This window comes from Synechococcus sp. GFB01 (assembly GCF_001039265.1).
Lineage (GTDB): Bacteria > Cyanobacteriota > Cyanobacteriia > PCC-6307 > Cyanobiaceae > NIES-981.
Map to the genome: position 1 here is coordinate 1 of NZ_LFEK01000010.1, position 21,416 is coordinate 21,416.

Below are 21,416 nucleotides of genomic sequence, written 5' to 3' on the forward strand. Positions count from 1 at the left end.
CCGAGCGGCATCTGCCAGCGGAGGGCCATGTATCGCAGGGCCTCGGTCTTGGAGGCGGTCAGCGGCAGCACATCGAGATACCAGTGGTGGAAGAGGTGGGGCCGGGCCAGCAACCTGTGCTGGCGAAGGGTCTGGCGCACCAGCGGGATGATCCCCTGATCGGGTTCGGTGAGCGTGTAGCTCACCTTGAAGGGTCCCTGATCAGCCTCGGGTTGCAGCTCCAGCCGAGTGCCCAGTTCCGAGAGGGCCCGCTCCACGGCTGCGCGGTCCCAGCGACGACCGATATGGCGCTGCCAGTGGGGATCCGACACATCGCCATGGGGTGTGGCGATGTGGATCTCAGTGCCCGAGCTGCTGATCCAGAGGCAGGGATCGGGCAGGTGCAGCTCGGCGTAGCGCTGGCGAGCAGCCTTGTAGCCACGGCCGGTGCAGACCGCCAGGGCCAGGCCGGGATGCCGGCCCAGTCGGCGCCGCAGTTCCGCCAGGCTGGCGGGCTCGGGGCAGGACAGGCTGGCGTCGAGATCGAGCACCAGCAATCGCTGGGGCGGCCGGCCGGAACCGGCCTGACCCTGCCGGAACCAGAGGGTGGGGCGCAGACTCACCGCCTGCCGGGCGCTGGCCAGAGCCTCCCCCAGGTAGTGGATGACGTGGGCATCCCAGCTGAAATGGCGGCTGACCACCTCGATGCCGTTGTCGCGCCAGCGGCGCCAGCGATTCGGATCGGCCAGGCTCTGCTCGATCGCCGACTGCAGAGCATCGAGATCGGAGACATCCACCAGCAGACCGTTGTGGCAGCGGTTGAGAATGTCGCGCGGGCCGCCGTCATCCGTGGCCACCACGGGCAGACCGCTGGCGGCCGCTTCCAGCAGGGTGAGCCCGAAGGGCTCTGTGAGGGCTGGATTCACGAACACGCCCCCGAGCCGGGAAGCCCAGCGGTAGATCTCGGCAATCTGACTGCGCTGGTGCTGCTTCGGATAGGCGACCTGGCCATAGAGGTCATAACGGTCCACCAGCTCGAATACCTGCTGGAGCACATCCCGCTGCGCCGTCTCCAGCTGGCGGGGGTCATCGCGACACCCCAGCACCAGCACCAGGTTGTGGCGCCGCCGCAGGCGCTCCGACCGGCCGAACACCTCCACCAGCGCCGGGATGTTCTTGCGCGGATCGGCTCTGCAGATCGCCAGCAGTGGTGGCTTGGCCGGATCGCGGAGGAAGGGGGCCATCAGTTCCCTGATCGCCGATTCATCGGCACCGGCCTGGGGTGGGAAGAACTGACGGCTGTCGACCCCCGGAGGAATCACCCGGGCCTGGTCCGCCCGGAAGCGCCCGTAGCGGGCGTACTGGTGGTCCAGCTCCTGGCGGGTGCTCGTCACCACCAGGTTGCTGTGGGCCAGAGCCAGCTCCTCGGCGTCGATCCGCTGCGCCATGGAGTAGTGGCTGTCGATCTGGACGGCATCGAGCCCGGCGGCCAGCAGCCGTCGCCGCTTCTCCCGCCCGAGCGAATGGGCGGTGAAGACCAGCGGGATGCCGAGGCGGCGACGCAGCAATGCACCCACATAGCCGGCATCGGCGTAGTGGGCGTGGATCCAGTCGGGCAGCCGCTCCTGAGCCAGCAAGGCCTCGGCCAGGGCATCGGCCAGCTCATCGAGATGGATCCAGAGAAGTTCCTTGCGCAGGTAGCGGCTGGGCCCGAAGGCGAACCGGCGGATCGTGGCGTCCGGTGCCAGGGGCTCGAGGGGCTTCGCGTAGTCGGCCGACACCCGCCTGTCGCGGATCAGCCGGGTCACCACATCGACCCGCTCCACCTCGGGACGGGCCGCCATGGCCCGAGCCAACTCCAGCACGTAGGTGGTCTGCCCGCCGGTGTCGGGATCACGACCGAGCTCGAGGTCATGGGATCGAAACAACCCATGCAGGTGCAGATGCAGCACGTAGAGGCCGGCCATGGCGGGCTCCTGGCGAACGACGAACGGCAATGGCGGTTGTCGTTATCGATAGCCGGGATCTGACTGGCTGTCAGCCCTGCAGTAGCGCGATCAGCGCAGCAATAGTCTCAGTCAGGATGGCGAGACTCGCTGTGTGGAGAGCCCACTGAGCGAACGCTGGGCAGGCGCGGGTCGGCAATGATTTGTGATGAAACGCCCACTTCAGGCCGCCGCCCGTGCAGACGGATGCTGCGCCAGCACCTGCCTGAGGTAACGCCCCGTGTGACTGGTGGAATGCTCGGCCACCTCCTCCGGGGTTCCCGTCACCACGATCTCGCCTCCCTTGTCTCCCCCTTCCGGCCCGAGGTCGATGACCCAGTCGGAGCAGCGGATCACATCGAGATTGTGCTCGATCACCAGGATCGAATTGCCCTTGTCCACCAAACGCTGCATCACATCCATCAGCTTGTGCACGTCGTAGAAGCTGAGACCGGTGGTGGGTTCGTCGATCAGGTAGAGGGTCTTGCCGGTGGCCCGCTTGGAGAGCTCGGTGGCCAGCTTCACCCGCTGCGCCTCGCCGCCCGAGAGGGTAGGCGCAGGCTGACCCAGCTTGATGTAGCCCAGGCCCACATCCACCAGGGTGCGCAGGCGATCGGCGGCCTGAGGGATGGCGGAGAACACCTCACAGGCCTGCTCCACCGTCATCTCCAGCACATCGGCGATGGTGTGGCCCTTGTAGGTCACCTGGAGCGTCTCGCGGTTGTACCGGGCGCCCTTGCAGACGTCGCACTGCACATAGACATCCGGCAGGAAGTTCATCTCGATCACGTTCACGCCCTGGCCGCTGCAGGCCTCACACCGGCCGCCCTTGACGTTGAAGCTGAACTGGCCCACCTGGTAGCCGCGGGCCTGGCCTCCACCGTGGCGGCGAACACCTGGCGGATGGGGTCGAACGCACCGGTGTAGGTGGCGGGGTTGGAGCGGGGGGTGCGGCCGATCGGGCTCTGATCGATCACGATCACCTTGTCGATCGCCTGGATGCCCCGCAGTTCGTCCAGCCCCGCCGGAAAGGGCACCTTCAGGCCCAGCTGGTGTTCGAGTGCCGGATGCAGCAGCTCGTTCACCAGCGTGCTCTTGCCACTGCCGCTCACACCGGTCACACACACCAGGCGGCCCAAGGGGATCTGCAGATCGAAGCCGCCGAGATTGTTGCGGCGGCAGCCCACCAGGGTGAGCCGGCGCGAGCCGCTGCTGCGCCGCTGGGAAGGGGTGGGGATGCTTCGCCGGCCGCTCAGATAGGCCCCGGTGAGCGACGTCTCGGCCGCCAGCAGGTTGGCGAGGCTGCCCTCCGCCACGATGTGACCGCCATGCACGCCGGCGCCGGGGCCGATGTCAACGATGTGGTCGGCGGCGCGGATCGTGTCCTCGTCGTGCTCCACGACGATCAAGGTGTTGCCGAGATCCCGCAGCTTGATCAGGGTGTTGAGCAGCCGGTCGTTGTCGCGCTGGTGCAGACCGATGCTCGGTTCATCCAGCACGTAGAGCACCCCGGTGAGGCCGGCACCGATCTGGGTGGCCAGGCGGATCCGCTGGGCCTCCCCACCACTGAGCGTCATCGCCGGCCGGTCGAGGCTCAGGTAGTCGAGCCCCACATCCAGCAGAAACTTCAGCCGCAGACGGATCTCCCGCAGCACCAGATCACCGATCTGGATCTGGCGGTCCGAGAGCAGCGGTGCGGACCCCTCGCTCTCGCCCACGCCCATCAGCTGCTCGATGCGGCGCAGACTCTCGGCCACGCTGGTGGAGGTGAGCTCATGGATCCGGTAGGGCCCCACCCGCACCGCCAGGGCCTCGGGCCGCAGGCGCAGCCCCTGACAGGTGGCACAGGGCACCAGCTCGAGATACTTCTCGAGCTTCTGGCGCATCGCCTCTCCACTGGCGTCGCGCAGCTGGCGCTCCAGGATCGGCAGGATGCCCTCGAAGGGCCTCACGTAGGTCTGGGAGCGGCGATAGCGGCTGTCGGCCTGGATCGGGATGGCTCGCGTGAACCGTGCAGCAGCACTTCGTGCTGCTCGGGGCTGAGCTGATTCCAGGGGGTCTTGATCTCGAACCCGAACGCCTCGCCCACCGAATAGAGCAGCGAGAAGTAGTAGGCGTTGTCCTTCTCGGCCCAGGGCGCCACGGCGGCATAGACCGGCAGCGAGGGATCGGGGATCACCCGCTCCACGGTGAACTTGCGCAGATGGCCGATGCCGTGGCAGTCGGCGCAGGCGCCGTAGGGGCTGTTGAACGAGAACAGCCGCGGCGAGAGCTCCTCCATCACCGCCCCGTGCACCGGGCAGGCGAAGTTCTCGGAATAGAGCCGCTCCCGCTCGATCCCCTCCGGCAGCGCCTGATCGGCCTTGGGCACCACCTCCACCAACGCCAGGCCATCGCCGCGCTTGAGGGCGGTGCGCAGCGAATCGGTGAGCCGCTCCTGGATACCGTCGCGGGCGACGAGCCGGTCGACCACAACCTCGATGTGATGGCTGTGGTTCTTGTCGAGCTCGATGTTGTCGGCCAGCTCACGCACCTCGCCGTTGATGCGCACGCGGGCGAAGNCCTCGGCCACCAGGCCACTCAGCAGCTTCACATGCGTTCCCTTCTTGCCCCGCACCACCGGAGCGAGCAGCTGGTAGCGGGTGCCCTCCGGCAGCCTGAGGATCTGATCCACCATCTCATCGATCGACTGGGGCCGGATCGATCGGTCGCACTCCGGGCAGTGGGGCTCACCGGCGCGGCCGAACAGCAGGCGCAGATAGTCCTGGATCTCGGTGACCGTGCCGACGGTGGAGCGGGGGTTATGGCTGGTGGATTTCTGGTCGATCGAGATGGCCGGGGACAGGCCCTCGATCGCGTCGACGTCGGGCTTGTCGACCTGCCCGAGAAACTGACGGGCATAGGCCGAGAGGCTTTCCACATAGCGCCGTTGCCCCTCGGCGAAGATCGTGTCGAAGGCCAGCGAGCTCTTGCCGCTGCCGCTGACGCCCGTGAACACCACCAGCCGGTTGCGTGGAATCGTCAGATCGACGTTCTTGAGGTTGTGCTGTCGAGCACCCCGGACCCGGATCACCTCCTCGAGTGAGCCGCCGTTGAGGCTCATCAGGGCGGCCTTTTCGTTCACGCTCTGGGCGAGGGCGCGGGGCATCCAGCCGGCTCGGGAACGGATGAGTCTACGGCGGATCTCCTGGGGTGCTCAGGCGGCCCGTTTGAGCAGGCTGGCGGCGTAGCTGCGGGCCTCCCCGGAATCGCCACCGGCCAGTTCGGCCAGTTCGGCCTGGCGGGCCTGAACGTCCCGCAGGTGGGACACTCGGGTCACGGTGGAGCCGTCGTGCACCTCCTTGCGCACCTGGAGGTGGTGGTCGGCCGCCGCCGCCACCAACGGCTGGTGCGTGACGCAGAACACCTGCCGGCGGTCCGCCAGGCGTCGCAGCAGCTCCGCCATGGCGCCGCTGACGCGACCACTCACGCCCGCGTCGATCTCGTCGAAGAGCAGGGTGACATGGGGATCGGCGGCAGCCAGGCAGGTCTTCAGGGCCAGCAGGAAGCGGCTCATCTCCCCACCGGATGCCACCTCGGCCAGGGGAGCCAGAGGCTGGCCGGGGTTGGCGGAGAAGAGGAACTGCACGGCATCTGCACCCTCCTCGCCGGGGGGAGCCGGTTCAATCAGCACTGCGAAGCGCACATGGGCCAGCCCCATCGGTCGCAGCGCCGCCATCAGTTGCTCCTGCAGCCGGGCCGCCGCCAGTCGCCTGGCCTCGCTGAGAGCGGCATTGAGCCGATCACGCCGACTCCGCGCCGAGGCCTCGGCGGCTTGCAGCGCCTCCAGACCGGCATCGGCGCCGCCTGGCGCGAGCCGCTGCCGCAGCTGGTCGCGCCAGGCGATCAGCTCGCCGAGATCCTTGCCATGGCGGCGCTCCAGCCCCTTGAGCTGGGCGATGCGCTCCTGCAGCTGAGCCAGGCTTTCGGGATCGCTCTCCAGGACCGCGCCGTAGCGGTCGAGATCGCGGGCCAGATCCTGCAGCAGGGCGAGGCCATCGCTGCAGCGACCGGCCAGTTCGGCCACGGCGGGATCGAGCTGCTGCATCTGGAGCAGCTCCAGCTCACAGGCGGCCAGGTGATCCAGCACCGACGGTGCCTGTTCCGCTCCCTCCAGCAGCCGGCCGATCAGGGTCATCACCCCCTCCTGGAGCCGCACGCCATGGGCGAGGCGGTTCTCCTCCGCCAGAAGCCGCTGCCGCTCGCACGGATCCTCCAGTTCGGCCGCCTCCAGATCGGCCAGCAGCTGTTCCTGGTGCTGCCGCTCCTGCTCCATCTGCTGCCAGCTGGCCTGGGCCTCCTGCAGGGCAGCGGCAGCCTGCTTCCAGGCGCGGTACGCGGCCATCGCCGGCACGAGCTGCTGCTGGAGGGTCTCCCCCGCGAACCGATCCAACCAGCGGCGCTGCTGACCGGGCCGGGCCAGCTGCTGGGTCTGACCCTGCATGGTGAGATCGATGAGCAGAGGCCTGAGCTCCTGGATCTGGGGGCGACCTACGGCGACCCCCTGAAGGCGATGCCGACTGCTCAGTCGACCTTCGCTCAGCCGCCACTCACGGCTGATCAGGATCTCTCCCTCCTCCACCTCCAGCTGCTGCCGCTCCAGCCAGGCCTGCAGCGGCGGTGTGAGGCTGAAACTCGNCTCGATCAACCCGCGCTTGGCACCCTGGCGCAACAACCGCGGCGCGGATCCACCGGATCCGCCCCCGAGCAGGGCGTCGAGGGCATCCAGCAGGATCGACTTACCGGCTCCGGTCTCGCCGGTAAGCACCGTGAATCCACTGCTGAACTCGAGCTGCAGTTGCTCGATCAGGGCGATGTTCTCGAGGCGAAGTCCGGTGAGCACANGCGCGTCCGGCAGCCGGAGGGTATGGGGCCCGACCGTAGCGGCTGCGTCTTTCGTTTAGAAGAGGATCGACCTCAACCGGCCCCACACGGCCCACGGCATGGAGAGCACCAGCGACTTCATCGAAGCCGCCGGCCTGCTGGAGTACGACCCGGCCGCGATCAGCCGGATCTACGCCGGCCATCCGCAACGGCTGCTGCGGCGTGTCTGGCAGACCCTGGTACCGATCGGGCTCTACCTGCTGGGCGTGACCACCGACTGGCTCACCCAGCGGATCAGGGATCCCGATCATGCCCGCGCCCGGGCCAAGGAGGCGGCCGATCTGGTGGCCTCCCTCGGCCCGGCCTTCATCAAGGCCGGTCAGGCCCTCTCCACCCGGCCCGACATCGTGCCGCCGGTGCTGCTCGAGGAGCTGGCCCAGCTGCAGGACCAGCTTCCCGGCTTCGACCCGGACCTGGCGATGGCCTGCATCGAGGAGGACCTCGGCCAGCCGGTGGAGGCGGTCTACGCCAGCCTGGAGCGGGAGCCGATCTCCGCGGCATCGCTCGGCCAGGTGCACCGCGGCACGCTCAAGGACGGCCAGAGGGTGGCGGTAAAGGTGCAACGCCCTGGCCTGCGCGAACAGATCACGCTCGATCTCTACATCGTGCGCAACATCGCCGCCTGGCTGAACCGCAACGTGGGCCTGATCCGCTCCGATCTGGTGGCCCTGATCGATGAGCTGGGCACGCGGGTGTTCGAGGAGATGGACTACTGCAACGAAGCCAGCAACGCCGAGCGGTTCGCCGCCCTGCACGCCCACAACCCGCGCATCGCGGTGCCGCGCATCCACCACGAGGCGACCAGCCGGCGGGTTCTCACCATGGAGTGGATCGACGGGGTGAAGCTCACCAACCTGGCGGCGGTGCGTGAGCTGGGCATCGATCCCGACGAACTCGTGTCGGTCGGGGTGAACTGCAGCCTCGAGCAGCTCCTCGAGCACGGCTTCTTCCATGCCGATCCCCACCCTGGGAATCTTCTGGCGCTGCCGGATGGCCGCCTGGCCTACCTCGATTTCGGCATGATGAGCGAGGTGAGCCGCGAAAGCCGCACCGGACTGATCCAGGCGGTGGTGCATCTGGTGAACCGCAACTTCGGCAAGCTCAGCCAGGACTTCGTGAGCCTGGGATTCCTGGCCGAGGATGTGAACCTCGAGCCGATCGTGCCGGCCTTCGAGCAGGTGTTCGGGCAGGCGCTGGAGATGGGTGTGAGCCGCCTCGACTTCAAGGCGGTCACCGATGACCTCTCCGGCGTGATGTACCGCTTCCCCTTCCGGGTGCCGCCCTACTACGCCCTGATCATCCGCTCGCTCGTGACGCTGGAGGGCATCGCCCTGAGCGTGGATCCCGACTTCAAGATCCTCGGCGCCGCCTACCCCTACTTCGCACGGCGGCTGATGGAGGATCCCGATCCCAGCCTGCGCCAGAGCCTCAAGGAGATGCTCTTCGATGGCGAGGTCTTCCGCTGGCAGCGGCTCGACAACCTGATCGCCAGCGCCGCCCAGGGCAGCCAGCTGGATCTCGAGAGCCTGCTCGATGAGGTGCTCGATTTCCTCTTTTCCGCCAATGGCGGCCTGCTCCGCCAGCAACTGGTGGAGGCCATGGTGCATCGGATCGATGTCCTGGCCTGGCAGACCACGTTGCGCATCGGCAAGCGGCTGCCGACGCGACTGCAGCCGCCGGGACTGCGCCAGCGATCGGTTCTGGACGCCAACGAACCCTGCTGGATCTCGAGCCGATCCAGCAGTTGCTCAGCATCCTCCGCGCGCTGCCGGGATTTGAACCTCAGCTGTTGCTGCGGCGCCTGCCGCGACTGCTGGGAGAACCGGAACTGCGGCGGATGGGCACCGATCTGGCCAGGGGGCTGGCGGAGCGGAGTGTGGTGCGGCTGGTGCGCGATCTGCTGGTGGCCCCGGGACTGGCCACCGCCTGAACCACCTACGCTGCTGCCATGCAACGCCGCTCAAGACCGCATCGGTTGCTGGCGACCCTGCTGGGTCTCAGCCTCTGCCTGGCCACTCCGGCCGGCCGGGCTGCCGAGAACCTGGTCTTCGTGAGCGGTGCCTTCCGGCGCTCGATCGCCGTGGCCGACCTCGATCACCTCGCCCGCACGGGCGAGGCGCGGGGACTGCTGAGTGACGTGCTCAGCTTCAGCAATCAGAACCCTGCCGATGTGGCCAAGTTGCTGAACCAGTCGGTGACCCTGCCGATCACCCTGGTCAGCCGGCTGCTGAACACGCGCATCGGCGAGGCGATCCTCAAACGGGTTGCCCAGATCGTCCATCCCCTCAAGGCATCCCAGGTCGGGGTGCCCGCGCTCCGCTCCGCCGTGGTGATGGCCCTGGCGGAAGGAAAGGGATCGGTCACGGCTCTGTCCTTCCTGCGGGCCTATCCCAGCCGGGAGATCGAGGTGAGCATTCCGGCCCTGCTGAGCCTGATCAACAAGACCGAGTCGATCTCCGATCTGGTGCGCTTCTTTTCCGAATCCCCTCTCGATGGCCTGAAGGGCAGCAGCCAGCCCGAGGCTGGAGCGGCGAAACCCGAGCCGTAGATTCGCCAGCACTGCATCCAGCCGGCCAGTGCCCCTGCTCCGATCCCTGCGGCGTCTGAGCAAGCGGCCCTCCCTGCACGACTGGCCCGGCCTGATCGAGGCCTACCGGCCCTGGCTCCCGGTGAGCGAGTCAACCCCCGTGATCACCCTGCGGGAGGGCGCCACCCCACTGATCCCGGCCCCTGCCATCGCCGCACGCATCGGCCGCAGGGTGCGGGTGTTCCTCAAGTACGACGGCCTCAACCCCACCGGCTCCTTCAAGGACCGGGGCATGACCATGGCCATCTCCAAGGCCAGGGAGGCGGGCTCCGAAGCGGTGATCTGCGCCAGCACCGGCAACACCTCCGCCGCGGCCGCCGCCTATGCCCGCCGCGGCGGCATGCGCGCCTTCGTGCTGATTCCGGATGGCTATGTCGCCCAGGGAAAACTGGCTCAGGCGCTCCTCTACGGCGNCGAGGTGATTGCCATCCAGGGCAACTTCGACCGGGCCCTGGCGATCGTGCAGGAGGTGGCTGACACCTACCCGATCACCCTGGTGAACTCGGTGAATCCCTACCGCCTGCAGGGCCAGAAGACGGCGGCCTTCGAAGTGGTGGATGCCCTCGGCGAGGCGCCCGACTGGCTGTGCATTCCCGTGGGCAATGCCGGCAACATCACCGCCTACTGGATGGGCTTCAACGAATACCGCCAGGCAGGGCATTGCCGCGGCCTGCCGAGGATGATGGGCTTCCAGGCAGCCGGATCCGCCCCGCTGGTGCTGGGGCACACCGTGGAGCAGCCCGACACGATCGCCACCGCCATCCGCATCGGCAATCCGGTGAACCGGGAGAAGGCCCTGCAGGTGCGCCAGGAGAGCGGCGGCGACTTCATGGCCGTCACCGATGCGGAAATCATCGACGCCTACAAGCTGCTGGGCAGCCAGGAGGGTGTGTTCTGCGAGCCCGCCAGCGCCGCCTCCGTGGCCGGCCTGCTGAAGCGGGGCGACGAGGTGCCCAGCGGCGCCACGGTGGTGTGCGTGCTCACCGGCAACGGCCTCAAGGACCCCACCACCGCGATCGAGCACAACGAAGCCCGCTTCCACACCGGCCTGGAAGCCGACACGGCGGTGGTCGCCAAGGTGATGGGCTTCTGAGTCCGGTCCAGGAAGCGGCCCTCGCCGAAGCCGGCTTCGACTGCGGAAAAGCAGCAGTCAATCTGCGGAATGCGTCACGAGGGGATGGCGGCAGGGAGGGCACCGGATTTCCGCATCGCCGGACATCGCCGCAGGAGGTCTCTCCCTTCCCCAGTCAGCGCTCCCCCATCCCCGGGCGATCGTGGCCCGGAACACCGGTCACAACTGGGGCGAGCAGGGCTTTTCCGCAATTCCCCAGTCCCTACTACGACGGTCTTGATGGTTCTCTTTCAATCCTTTGATGGAACCGGAATCAACCGCGCCGGGAAGGGGGAACCGACCGTTGCGTAACCGTCCGGTCTGTGGAAGGGTGGGACGCTCATCGGGCGGCCTCCGGCTCGCCTTGCCCTCAGCCCATGAAGCTGGTCTGCTCCCAGTCGGAACTCAGCTCCAGCCTGCAGCTGGTGAGCCGCGCCGTGGCCGCCCGGCCCACCCATCCGGTGCTGGCCAATGTGCTGCTCACGGCCGATGAGGGCACCGGCCGGCTCAGCCTCACCGGCTTCGACCTCAACCTCGGCATCCAGACCACCCTGCCCGCCTCCGTGCAGTCCAGCGGTGCGATCACGCTGCCGGCGCGGCTGCTNGGGGAGATCGTCAGTCGTCTGCCGGCCGACTCCCCGATCACCCTGGAGGCTGCCGACACGGCCGAGCAGGTTGAGCTCACCAGCCTTTCCGGCAGCTACCAGATGCGCGGCATGCCGGCGGAGGATTTCCCCGACCTGCCTCTCGTGCAGAGCGGCCAGCCGATCCGGCTGGAGGCCGAAGCCCTGGTCAAGGGCCTGCGCGCCACCCTCTTCGCCAGCAGCAGCGATGAGGCCAAGCAGCTGCTCACGGGGGTGCATCTGCATCTCGATGCCGATGGGCTCGAGTGCGCCGCCACCGATGGCCATCGCCTGGCGGTGTTGCGTCTGGCCCATGGCGGGCCGCTCGGGGAGCACGACGCGGCAGGCGAACCCTTCGCCGTGACCGTACCGGCCCGCTCCCTGCGTGAGCTCGAGCGGCTGCTCACCGGTCGCCAGTCGGAGGAGCCTCTGGCACTCTTCTGCGACCGGGGTCAGGTGGTGTTCCTGTGGGCCGATCAGGTGCTCACCAGCCGCAGTCTCGATGGCACCTACCCCAACTATCGCCAGCTGATTCCCGAGAGCTTCAGCCGCACGATCCGTGTCGATCGTCGCAGTCTGATCGCGGCCCTCGAGCGCGTGGCGGTGCTCGCCGATCAGCACAACAACGTGGTGAAGCTCAGCACCGATCACGCCGGTGAGCTGCTGATCCAGGCCGATGCGCAGGATGTGGGCAGCGGCTCCGAATCCGTGCCGGCCGAGAACAGCGGCGAGCCGATCCAGATCGCTTTCAATGTGCGCTACCTGCTGGATGGTCTCAAGGCCATGGGCGCCGATCAGGTGGTGCTCCACTGCAATGCGCCCACCACCCCGGCGGTGCTGCGGGCCGCCGATGAGGCGGCCTTCACCTACCTGGTGATGCCGGTGCAGATCCGCAGCTGAGCGGGGTGGCCCTGCCCGAGCAGCTGCTGTTGTCCGATCTGCTGCGCCGACGCGTGCGCTGTGATCAGGGCCTCGACCATGGCCCCGGAGCTGCGGTGTGGATGCACCCGCCGGTGCATCGGGTGCTGGGCTGGGTGAGCAGGCCCTCGGCCTTCGGCACGCGGCGGCAGGTGTGGCGCCTCGATCAGCTGCGAGGGCTGGTCGAGCTCGAGGCCCTGGTGAAGGGGGAGCCTGCCGACACCGACCAGGCCACGGTGGAGCGGCTGCCCACGCTGATCGAGGCCACACTGCTCGATGGTCGTCGCGAGGCGATCGGCCTGGTGGCCGATGCCGCCTTCGAGCTCCGCACCGGGCGGATCCTCCATTATCTGGTGAGTCGGAGTGATCCACGCCTGCCCGGCAGCAGCCGCTGGCGCCTCACGCCCGATCGCATCGTCGATCAGCAGCCCGGCCAGGTGTTCACCGCCCTCGANGGCCTGGATGATCTGCCCCTGGCCCGAGCCAGCGTGCGTCAGGAGCTGCTGCGCCGCTCCAGGCGCTGGCGCGATCAGGTGCAGCAGGTGGGTGATCGCTTCGAGCAGCGTCTCGAGGGCTGGCTCGACCAGCCCCCCTGGCAGGATGACTCGGCCGTCGGGCCGGNCCCGAGTGGCCTGGCGAGGAGCGCTCGGCTGAGCCCTGGGATGAATTCTGGGATCAGCCTCAGCCGCGCCGCCGGCAGCCGCCACCCGATCCCGATCGGGGTTCCGGCCCTGGCCGCGCCAGACGGCGCGACGACGAGGATCCCTGGATCTGAGGTGCTCAGCCACACTGGAGCGATCCGAACAGCAGGCCGTGGTAGCAGCTCCTGAGACCGCCACTCCCGACGTCCCTGCACCCGATGCCCCCCTTGCCGACGCGCTGAAGAAGGAGAACCTCAGCCAGTCCGACTACGACGAGATCTGCCGCCGCCTCGGCCGTGCCCCCAACCGAGCCGAGCTGGGCATGTTCGGCGTGATGTGGTCGGAGCACTGCTGCTACCGCAATTCCCGGCCCCTGCTGCAGGGCTTNCCCACCAGCGGCCCGCGCATCCTGGTGGGCCCTGGCGAGAACGCCGGCGTGGTGGATCTGGGCGAGGGTCAGCGCCTGGCCTTCAAGATCGAGAGCCACAACCACCCCTCGGCCGTGGAGCCGTTCCAGGGCGCGGCCACGGGCGTGGGCGGCATCCTGCGCGACATCTTCACCATGGGCGCCCGGCCGATCGCCCTGCTCAACGCCCTGCGCTTTGGCCCGCTGGAGGACGAGCGCAACGTCGGCCTGATGGAAGGCGTGGTGGCCGGCATCGCCCACTACGGCAACTGCGTGGGCGTGCCCACCGTGGGCGGTGAGGTGGCGTTCGATGCCAGTTATTCCGGCAACCCGCTGGTGAACGCCATGGCTCTCGGCCTGATGGAGACCGAGCAGATCGTGTGCTCCGGTGCCGAGGGGGTGGGCTATCCAGTGGTGTATGTAGGCAGCACCACCGGCCGTGACGGCATGGGTGGGGCCAGCTTCGCGAGCGCCGAGCTCAGCGAGGCCTCCCTCGACGACCGACCCGCCGTGCAGGTGGGCGATCCCTTCCTCGAGAAGGGGCTGATCGAGGCCTGCCTGGAGGCCTTCCAGAGCGGTGATGTGGTGGCCGCGCAGGACATGGGCGCCGCCGGCCTCACCTGCAGCTGCTCGGAGATGGCCGCCAAGGGAGGCCTTGGCATCGAGCTGGATCTCGACCGCGTGCCCGCCCGCGAGGCCGGCATGACCCCCTATGAATTCCTGCTCAGCGAATCCCAGGAGCGGATGCTGTTCGTGGTGAAGCCCGGCCGTGAACAGGCACTCATGGCCCGCTTCACCCGCTGGGGCCTGCAGGCGGCGGTGGTGGGCCGCGTGCTCGCGGAGAACGTGGTGCGGGTGCTGCAGCACGGGGCGGTGGCCGCCGAGGTGCCAGCCAGTGCCCTGGCCGACGACACCCCGATCAACCGCCACGAGCTGATCAGCGAACCACCGGCCGACATCCAGGCCCACTGGCGCTGGAGCGAGGCCGAGCTGCCCGCCGCCGGCGCTGCCGGCATCACTCCGGCCTCCGGCCCTCGCGCTGGCCAGCCCACCAGCTGGAACAAGGCCCTGCTGGCGTTGCTCGACGATCCCACCATCGCCTCCAAGCGCTGGGTGTACCGCCAGTACGACCACCAGGTGCAGGCCAACACCGTGGTGCCCCCCGGCGGCGCCGATGCGGCGGTGGTGCGGTTGCGGCCCCAGCAGGGCAAAGGGTCCCTCACCGCCTCACGGCGCGGCGTGGCGGCCGTGGTCGACTGTCCCAACCGCTGGGTGGCCCTCGATCCCGAGCGCGGGGGCATGGCGGCGGTGGCCGAGGCGGCCCGCAACCTCAGCTGCGTCGGCGCCGAGCCTCTGGCGATCACCGACAACCTCAACTTCCCCTCACCCGAAACCCCCACCGGCTACTGGCAGCTGGCGATGACCTGCCGGGGGCTCTCCGCCGCCTGCACGGCCCTGGAGACCCCTGTCACCGGCGGCAATGTCTCCCTCTACAATGAGACCCGCCTCCCCGACGGCACCATGCAGCCGATCCACCCCACGCCCGTGGTGGGCATGGTGGGCCTGGTGCACGATCTGGCGCATGTGCGCGGTCACGCCTGGCGCGAACCCGGCGATGTGATCTGGCTGCTGGGAGTGCCGCTGGCCGAGGCCGGCGATCCGCGGGTCTCCCTGGCCGGCAGCAGCTACCTCGAGCGGCTCCATGGCGCGGTCACCGGGCGCCCGCCGCTGATCGATCTGGCTCTGGAGAAGGCCGTGCAGACCTTCCTGCGCGAGGCGATCACCGCCGGCCTGGTGGCCTCCGCCCACGACCTCAGCGATGGCGGCCTGGCCGTGGCTGCGGCGGAATGCTGCATCGCATCCAAGCCGGTCGGGCTGCTCGGGGCCGAACTGGATCTGCCGCCCGCAGCCGGTCGGCTTGACCGTCAGCTCTTCGCCGAAGGTGGAGGCAGGATCCTGGTGAGCGTGCCGGTGGATCGCCATCCAGCCTGGGAGCAGGCTCTGGCGGCAGCGTCGATCCCCGCTGAACGGCTGGGTGTGGTGACGGCGCAGCCCAGCCTGCTCATCCGTCGGGCCGGAGAGGCTCTGCTTCAGCTCCCGATGGCTCTGATGGCTGACCACTTCGAGCAGGCGATCCCGCGCCGCATGGGTGTGGATCTTCCCCCCACCGCCTGAGGCCGTGGCGGCGTGGCCTGATGCACAATGTTGAAGTAAAGACGAATCCAGCTGGGCCCGTGCTGACCGATCGGCTGCTGCCGGAGCCCTGGCCCGGGGACAATCTCGCCGGGCATGAAGCCGGGATCGAGCAGCGCCCCGACAAGCCGGAGGAAGCCTGTGGCGTCTACGCCGTGCTGGCCGCCGACCAGCCGGTGGCCAACCTGAGCTATTTCGGGCTCTATGCCCTGCAGCACCGCGGGCAGGAGTCGGCCGGTATCGCCGTCTTCGGCGGCGACGGCAAGGTGCGCCTGCACAAGGACATGGGCCTGGTGAGCCAGGTGTTCGACCAGGAGGTGCTGGAGCGCCTGCCCGGTCATCTGGCGATCGGCCACACCCGTTACTCCACCACCGGCAGCAGCAGGGTCTGCAACGCCCAGCCGGTGCTGCTCAGCACCCGGCTCGGTCCACTGGCGCTGGCGCACAACGGCAATCTCGTGAACGCGGCCGAACTGCGCCTGGCGCTCGACGATCAGGCCACTGAACTCACCTCCACCACCGATTCCGAATTGATCGCCTTCGCGGTGCAGGCGGCGGTCAACGCCGGCCTGGGCTGGGACGCGGCGATCCGCCAGGCGGCCGGTCGCTGCCGCGGTGCCTTCAGTCTGGTGATCGGCACACCCGAGGGTCTCTACGCCCTTCGCGACGGTCACGGGATCCGGCCGCTGGTGTTCGGCCACCTTGGGGATGCGGCGGAGGCCCGCTGGGTGGTGAGCAGCGAGACCTGCGGTCTCGACATCATCGGTGCCGTCTATGACGACGATGTGCGGCCCGGTGAACTCATTCACTTCCGCCTGGGTGATCCGCAGCCTCTGCGGAGCCGCTGGATCGACGAACCGCCCAAGTTGTGCGTGTTCGAGATGATCTATTTCGCCCGCCCCGACAGCCGTTTCTTCGGTGAGTCCCTCTACAGCTACAGGGTGCGCATCGGGGAGGCGCTGGCCCGCGAAACCCCTGTCGAGGCTGACATCGTGATCGGTGTTCCCGACTCAGGCATCCCGGCGGCGATCGGTTATTCCCAGGTGAGCGGGATTCCCTTCGGCGATGGCCTGATCAAGAACCGTTATGTGGGCCGCACCTTCATTCAGCCCACCCAGGCGATGCGCGAGGCCGGCATCCGCGTCAAGCTCAACCCCCTGCCGGACGTGCTCGCCGGCAAGCNGGTGGTGGTGATCGACGATTCGATCGTGCGCGGCACCACCAGCCGCAAGCTCGTGGCCGCCCTGCGGGAGGCCGGTGCCACCGAGGTGCACATGCGCATCAGTTCGCCGCCGGTGACCCACCCCTGCTTTTACGGCATCGATACCGACACCCAGGACCAATTGATCGCAGCACGGCTCAGCCTGGCCGAGATCGCCGCTCACCTGGGTGTCGATTCCCTCGCCTACCTGAGCAAGCAGGGGATGGTCGATGCCGCCTTGTCCCATTCCGAGCACTTCTGCACCGCCTGTTTCGACGGCGCCTATCCGATCGAGATGGATGAGGCCGTGCGCAACAGCAAGCTGATGCTCGAACCGGCCGGAGTGGCTGCCGCCCCCGTTTAGTCCGTCTCAGTCCGTCAGCAACGGAAGCACGGCGGTGACCGTCGCACCGCTCGGCAGGTTCAGCCGCTCACCGGCGTCGCTGCCCGGTTCCTGAGCCAGCCCAGCGGGATCGAGCCGCAGACTGATGCCGCCGGCCTGAACGCTCACCAGCGGGGCATCCGCCGGGCAGAGATCCACCAGCTCGTCGTCGCGCTGGGCGAAACGCAGGCCGATCTGGCCCAGATCGCCCCGGGCGCAGGAGCGCAGCTCGTCGACGGCCTGGCGTTTGAGCTGACCGAGCCGACTGGCCAGCAGCAGATCCCCCCCGGACTCCACGGCAGCGGCCCCCACCACCCGCTCACCGGGCAGCAGGCGCAGCAGTGCAGGGCCCTGAGCTGCTCGCCCCATCACGGGCAGGTTGGCCTCGTTCACCGCCAGCCGCAGAAGCCGGCCGGTGCTGCTGCCCACCACCAGTTCCTGCCCCTCCCGGCAGAGCAGCACCCGCTGCAGGGTGACGCCCTCCTTCAGCCGCAGCACGGAAGCCGCCCGGCCGGAGAGCTCCTGGAATTCCTCCAGCGGCAGCCGTTTGAAGCGGCCATCGCTGCTCAGCAGGCCGATGCTGACGCCCGTCTCGGCAGTTTCTTGGGGTAGCCGCAGCAGCTGCACCACCCGCTCCCCCGCCATGCCCTCCGGCAGAAACCTCTCGAGCGTGCCGGGCTGCTGGCCGGCGAATTCCCAGCGCAGCAGGGCCACCCTGCCCGCATCGGTGAAGGCCAGCAGTGCCGGTCTTGCCCTGACCGCCAGGATCATCCGCGCCGGGGCGGGATGCTCACCCGGTTCGGCGGGCTCATCGAGGTGAAGTCGCCCCAGCTGCTGCGGACCGACGATCCGCACACTGCCATCGGCCTGGATCAGCAGCCGGCTGTCGTTCGAGAGGGCGTCCAAGGCTTGCTGGCGCTGCAGCTCGGCGTTGGGACGGGACACGGCGGCCCGCTGCGCCACGAGGACATCGCCACCCTCCACCAGGCGGGTGCGGCGTGGCGTGGCATAGCGCTTCCTGAGCGCCCTGAACTCCGCCACCATGGCATCGAGCAGGGCGCCGCGGTCATCGAGCAGGTGGCGCAGGCGGCTGCGCTCCTGCCGCAGATCCTCCGCCTCCTGGCGCAGGCCTTCCTGCTCGAGGCCGGTGAGCCGCCGCAGCGGCATCGCCAGCACGGCATCCGCCTGGCGTTCGCTGAGATCCAGGTGCACCTGCAGGCTGGCGCGCGCGCTCGAGGCGTCGCGGGCCTGCTGGATCATCTCGATCACTCGTGGCAGGTCATCGAGAGCCCTGATCAGNNCTTCCANCCACTTCGAGCCGATCCTCGGCCTTTCGAAGGGCATGGCGGGTGCGGCGGATCAGGGTGAGTTCCCGGTAATCGAGGAACTCCTGAAGCATCTGTCGCAGGCTCAGTTGCCGCGGCTGGCCGTTCACCAGCGTCAGCAGGATGGCTCCGAAGTTGCTCTGCAGGGCGGTGCGGCGCTGCAGCTCGTTCAGCACCGTCTCGGCGTTGGCGTCGCGGCGCAGCTCCACCACGACACGCATGCCCTCGCGGTCGCTCTCGTCGCGGATGTCGGCGATGCCTCCGATCTTGCCGTCGTTGACCTGTTCCGCCAGCTTCTCGATCCAGCCGGCCTTGCTCAGTTGATAGGGGAGTTCGGTGACCACCACGGCACTGCGGCGATGACGGCCCTTGCCCGGTTGCACCTCCTCGATGTGGGCCACGCCGCGCATCGGGATGCTGCCGCGGCCCGAGAGGTAGGTCTCGCGCACACCGCTGCCGGTGAGCACTTCACCGCCGGTGGGGAAGTCGGGTCCCGGCACCAGCTCCAAGAGTTTCTCGTCGCTCAGCGTCGGCTTGCGGATGAGGGTGATCAGTGCGTCCACCACCTCGCCGAGGTTGTGGGGCGGGATGCTCGTGGCCATGCCCACGGCGATGCCGGTGCAGCCGTTGAGGAGCAGGAACGGAAGCTGGGCGGGCAGCACCGTGGGCTCCTGCTGGGAGCCATCGAAGTTGGGGGCGAAATCGACCGTGTCGTCGCCGATCTCATCGAGCAGGGCCTGGTTGGCGATCGGTGCCAGCCGGGTTTCCGTGTACCGCATCGCGGCCGGCGGGTCGTCGTCGACGGAACCGAAATTGCCGTGGCCATCCAGCAGAGGGTGGCGGCTGGCGAAGGTCTGCACCAGGCGCACCANGGCGTCATAGACAGCCTGGTCGCCGTGGGGGTGGTACTTGCCGAGCACATCGCCCACGACCCGGGCGCACTTGCGGAAAGGCCGGTCCGGGGTCAGGCCCAGTTCGTGCATCGCGTAAAGGATGCGCCGCTGCACTGGCTTGAGGCCGTCGCGCACATCGGGGAGCGCCCGCCCCACGATCACGCTCATGGCGTATTCGAGGTAGGAGCGCTGCATCTCCTGATGCAGCTCGATCGGCTGGATGCGCGGATCGCCGTTCCGCTCGTTCGATTCTCCTGAGCGCTCCTCGGCCATCCGGTGCTGGTGTCAGGGGAGGAAGCTGGCGCTCAGCCTACTGATCGTGCCAAGACCTTTCGGAAGCCGTCTGCCGGTGCGACTGCGATTCAGAGCTCCTCCTCAGCCCCTTCGTCCTCGGTGCTGGCATTGGCCAGGGCACGCTCCACCGCCGGGCGGAGTGCCGGTTCCTTCAACAGCACCTGGGTGGCGGCCCGCAGCCGCGGTCCCCAGAGCTGGGTGGTCTGATAGCTCTCCAGCACGTAGTTGGGTTCGGCGGCCAGGGCCTTGTCCGCCAGCTGGAGCGCTTCGGGGTTCTGGGGCCCCTTCAGCTGGTGGAGAGCGGCGGCCAGGGCCAGGCTCGGTTCGGCTGCGTCCGGCTTGATGCCGAGCACCTGCCGCCAGCGCTCCACCGCAGACTTGGTCTGACCCTGCTCGAACAGCACCAGGGCCTGGTTGTTGATCGCCTCCCAGAAATCACGCCGCAGCTTCGCCGCCCTCTCGAAGGNCGCGAGAGCCTGTCCGGGTTGGTTGAGCAGGATGCGGGCATTGCCCAGATCGAAGTAGGCGCTGGCATTGTCCCCATCCAGGCGCAGGCCTTCCTCCAACAGGGTCACCGCTTCCTGGGGACGGTCGTCGCGCAGCGCCAGCGAGCCCTCGGCGAACCAGATGCCGGGATTGCGGGGATCGAGCAGCTTGGCCTTCGCCAGCGACTGGGCAGCCGGCTTCAGCTGGTTGCTGCGCAGCTGGGCTTCGGCCAGCAGCACCCAGCCGCGCGGATCCTCCGGCAGCAGCCGCACCGTGAGCTCCGCCAGCCTGGCGGCATCGTCGGCCTGGCCGAGCCGCAGCAGCCGGGCCGCCGCCTGGGCGATGCCCAGCCCGGCGGCCTCCAGCTCGACCGAGCGCGGCACGTAGGCATAGGGAACCAGAGCGCGTGCCGGTAGACCCAGGGCCAGGCTCCAGCCCAGGGCCAGCACAGGGAGGGCTCGCAGCCAGCGCGGCGCCATCGGCACACCACAGATGGCGCCAGCCTAGGGACCGGCCTCAGGGCTGGCAGCCGAGCCGGCGGCCTGGATGTTGCGGCGCCACATCCAGGGTTTGAGGCGCCGCAGGGCGGAGGCCCGCAGCCGTTCGTCCCAGTCGCTCTCGCTCCAGCCCAGGGCCTGATGCGGTTGCAGTTCGAGCAGCCAGGCTCGTGGCTGCAGTTCTGGATCCGCCGTGCTCTGCAGCGGCTGCTGATTCCAGGGGCACACGTCCTGGCAGATGTCACAGCCGGCCACCCAGCCCTCTAGCCGGCTGGCGATCTCCGCTGGCAGGTCAGCCTCCCGGTTCTCGATCGTGTGAAAGGCGATGCAGCGGCGGCTGTCCACCACGAAGGGTTCCGTGATCGCGCCGGTGGGGCAGGCCGGGATGCAGCGGCTGCAGCGGCCGCAGAGGGGCCGGCCGGGCTGGTCGGCCGGCAGCGGCAGGCTGGTGAGCAGATGGCCCAGCAACAGCCAGGAGCCCCGCTGGCGGTGGATCAGATTGCCGTGCTTGCCGATCCAGCCCAGGCCGGCCTGCTCGGCCCAGGCCTTGTCCATCAGCGGGGCACTGTCGACGCAGGCGCGCCAGCGCACGCCGGGCTTCCGCTCCTCCAGCCAGCGGCCCAGCCGCCGCAACCGGCCGTCGATGACGCGGTGGTAGTCGCGTCCCCAGCCATAGCGGGCCACCTTCAGCGCTCCCGGCGCCCGCTCGGCATCCACGTAGTAGTTGAGTCCCACCGCCAGCAGGCTGCGCACCCCGGGCAGCAGCTCCTCCACCGCGCGGCGACGCGGGTCGCCATCCAGCCCATGCCCGCCTGGTGGCCGGCGGCGAGCCAGCGTTCCAGGGCTGCGGTGCGCAGGGCCAGGCGCTCCCCGGCCGGGACGCTGGCGATCCCCACCGGATCGAAGCCCAGCTGGCGTGCCTGCTGCTTCAGCCGCTCCGCCAGGAGCCGGTGGGCGTCGTCCGCCATCACC

The 21,416-nt window shown here is 68.8% G+C and carries 8 protein-coding genes and 4 pseudogenes; 6 read left to right on the forward strand and 6 right to left on the reverse strand.

The window, feature by feature from the left end; genetic code table 11:
* From SYNGFB01_RS01860 to recN, 3 genes and pseudogenes are all read right to left on the reverse strand, one after another.
* Window positions 1–1,946, reverse strand: a 1,946-nt coding sequence (locus tag SYNGFB01_RS01860) for an HAD family hydrolase (RefSeq protein WP_048016694.1), incomplete at its 3' end; no start/stop codon positions are given.
* 201 nt (window positions 1,947–2,147) lie between these two features.
* A pseudogene (gene uvrA / locus SYNGFB01_RS01865) lies at window positions 2,148–5,112 on the reverse strand (excinuclease ABC subunit UvrA).
* Between the two features lie 48 nt (window positions 5,113–5,160).
* Window positions 5,161–6,846 carry a DNA repair protein RecN gene (gene recN / locus SYNGFB01_RS01870; RefSeq protein ID WP_048016695.1) on the reverse strand — a complete coding sequence of 562 codons (1,686 nt, stop codon included), beginning with the start codon at window positions 6,844–6,846 and terminating at the stop codon, window positions 5,161–5,163.
* A gap of 100 nt (window positions 6,847–6,946) precedes the next feature.
* Here recN and SYNGFB01_RS01875 point away from each other — a divergent pair.
* From SYNGFB01_RS01875 to purF, 6 genes and pseudogenes are all read left to right on the forward strand, one after another.
* Window positions 6,947–8,817 (forward strand): annotated as a pseudogene (locus SYNGFB01_RS01875) (ABC1 kinase family protein).
* Between the two features lie 45 nt (window positions 8,818–8,862).
* Complete coding sequence (locus SYNGFB01_RS01880) at window positions 8,863–9,435, forward strand: alpha/beta hydrolase (RefSeq protein ID WP_369795453.1); 573 nt, start codon at window positions 8,863–8,865, stop codon at window positions 9,433–9,435.
* A gap of 28 nt (window positions 9,436–9,463) precedes the next feature.
* Window positions 9,464–10,567, forward strand: coding sequence for a threonine synthase (thrC, locus tag SYNGFB01_RS01885; protein ID WP_048016697.1), 1,104 nt, complete (start codon window positions 9,464–9,466; stop codon window positions 10,565–10,567).
* 395 nt (window positions 10,568–10,962) lie between these two features.
* The gene (gene dnaN, locus SYNGFB01_RS01890; RefSeq protein WP_048016698.1) at window positions 10,963–12,108 is read left to right on the forward strand and encodes a DNA polymerase III subunit beta; all 1,146 of its coding nucleotides are present in this window, start codon (window positions 10,963–10,965) and stop codon (window positions 12,106–12,108) included.
* 831 nt (window positions 12,109–12,939) lie between these two features.
* Entirely contained in the window at window positions 12,940–15,348 is a 2,409-nt protein-coding gene (purL, locus tag SYNGFB01_RS01900; RefSeq protein ID WP_048016699.1) for a phosphoribosylformylglycinamidine synthase subunit PurL, read from the forward strand.
* A gap of 20 nt (window positions 15,349–15,368) precedes the next feature.
* Window positions 15,369–16,931: an amidophosphoribosyltransferase gene (gene purF, locus SYNGFB01_RS01905; protein ID WP_082325802.1), complete on the forward strand. Its 1,563-nt coding sequence runs from the start codon at window positions 15,369–15,371 to the stop codon at window positions 16,929–16,931.
* Between the two features lie 6 nt (window positions 16,932–16,937).
* Here the strand turns inward: purF and SYNGFB01_RS01910 are convergent.
* The 3 genes and pseudogenes from SYNGFB01_RS01910 to queG form a co-directional block, all read right to left on the reverse strand.
* Window positions 16,938–19,440: pseudogene (locus SYNGFB01_RS01910) on the reverse strand (DNA topoisomerase (ATP-hydrolyzing) subunit A).
* Between the two features lie 89 nt (window positions 19,441–19,529).
* Window positions 19,530–20,426 (reverse strand): tetratricopeptide repeat protein, encoded by an 897-nt coding sequence (locus SYNGFB01_RS01915; protein ID WP_048016700.1) that lies wholly within the window; start codon window positions 20,424–20,426, stop codon window positions 19,530–19,532.
* Window positions 20,427–20,450: 24 nt separating this feature from the next.
* A pseudogene (gene queG, locus SYNGFB01_RS01920) lies at window positions 20,451–21,412 on the reverse strand (tRNA epoxyqueuosine(34) reductase QueG).
* Window positions 21,413–21,416 lie beyond the last annotated feature (4 nt).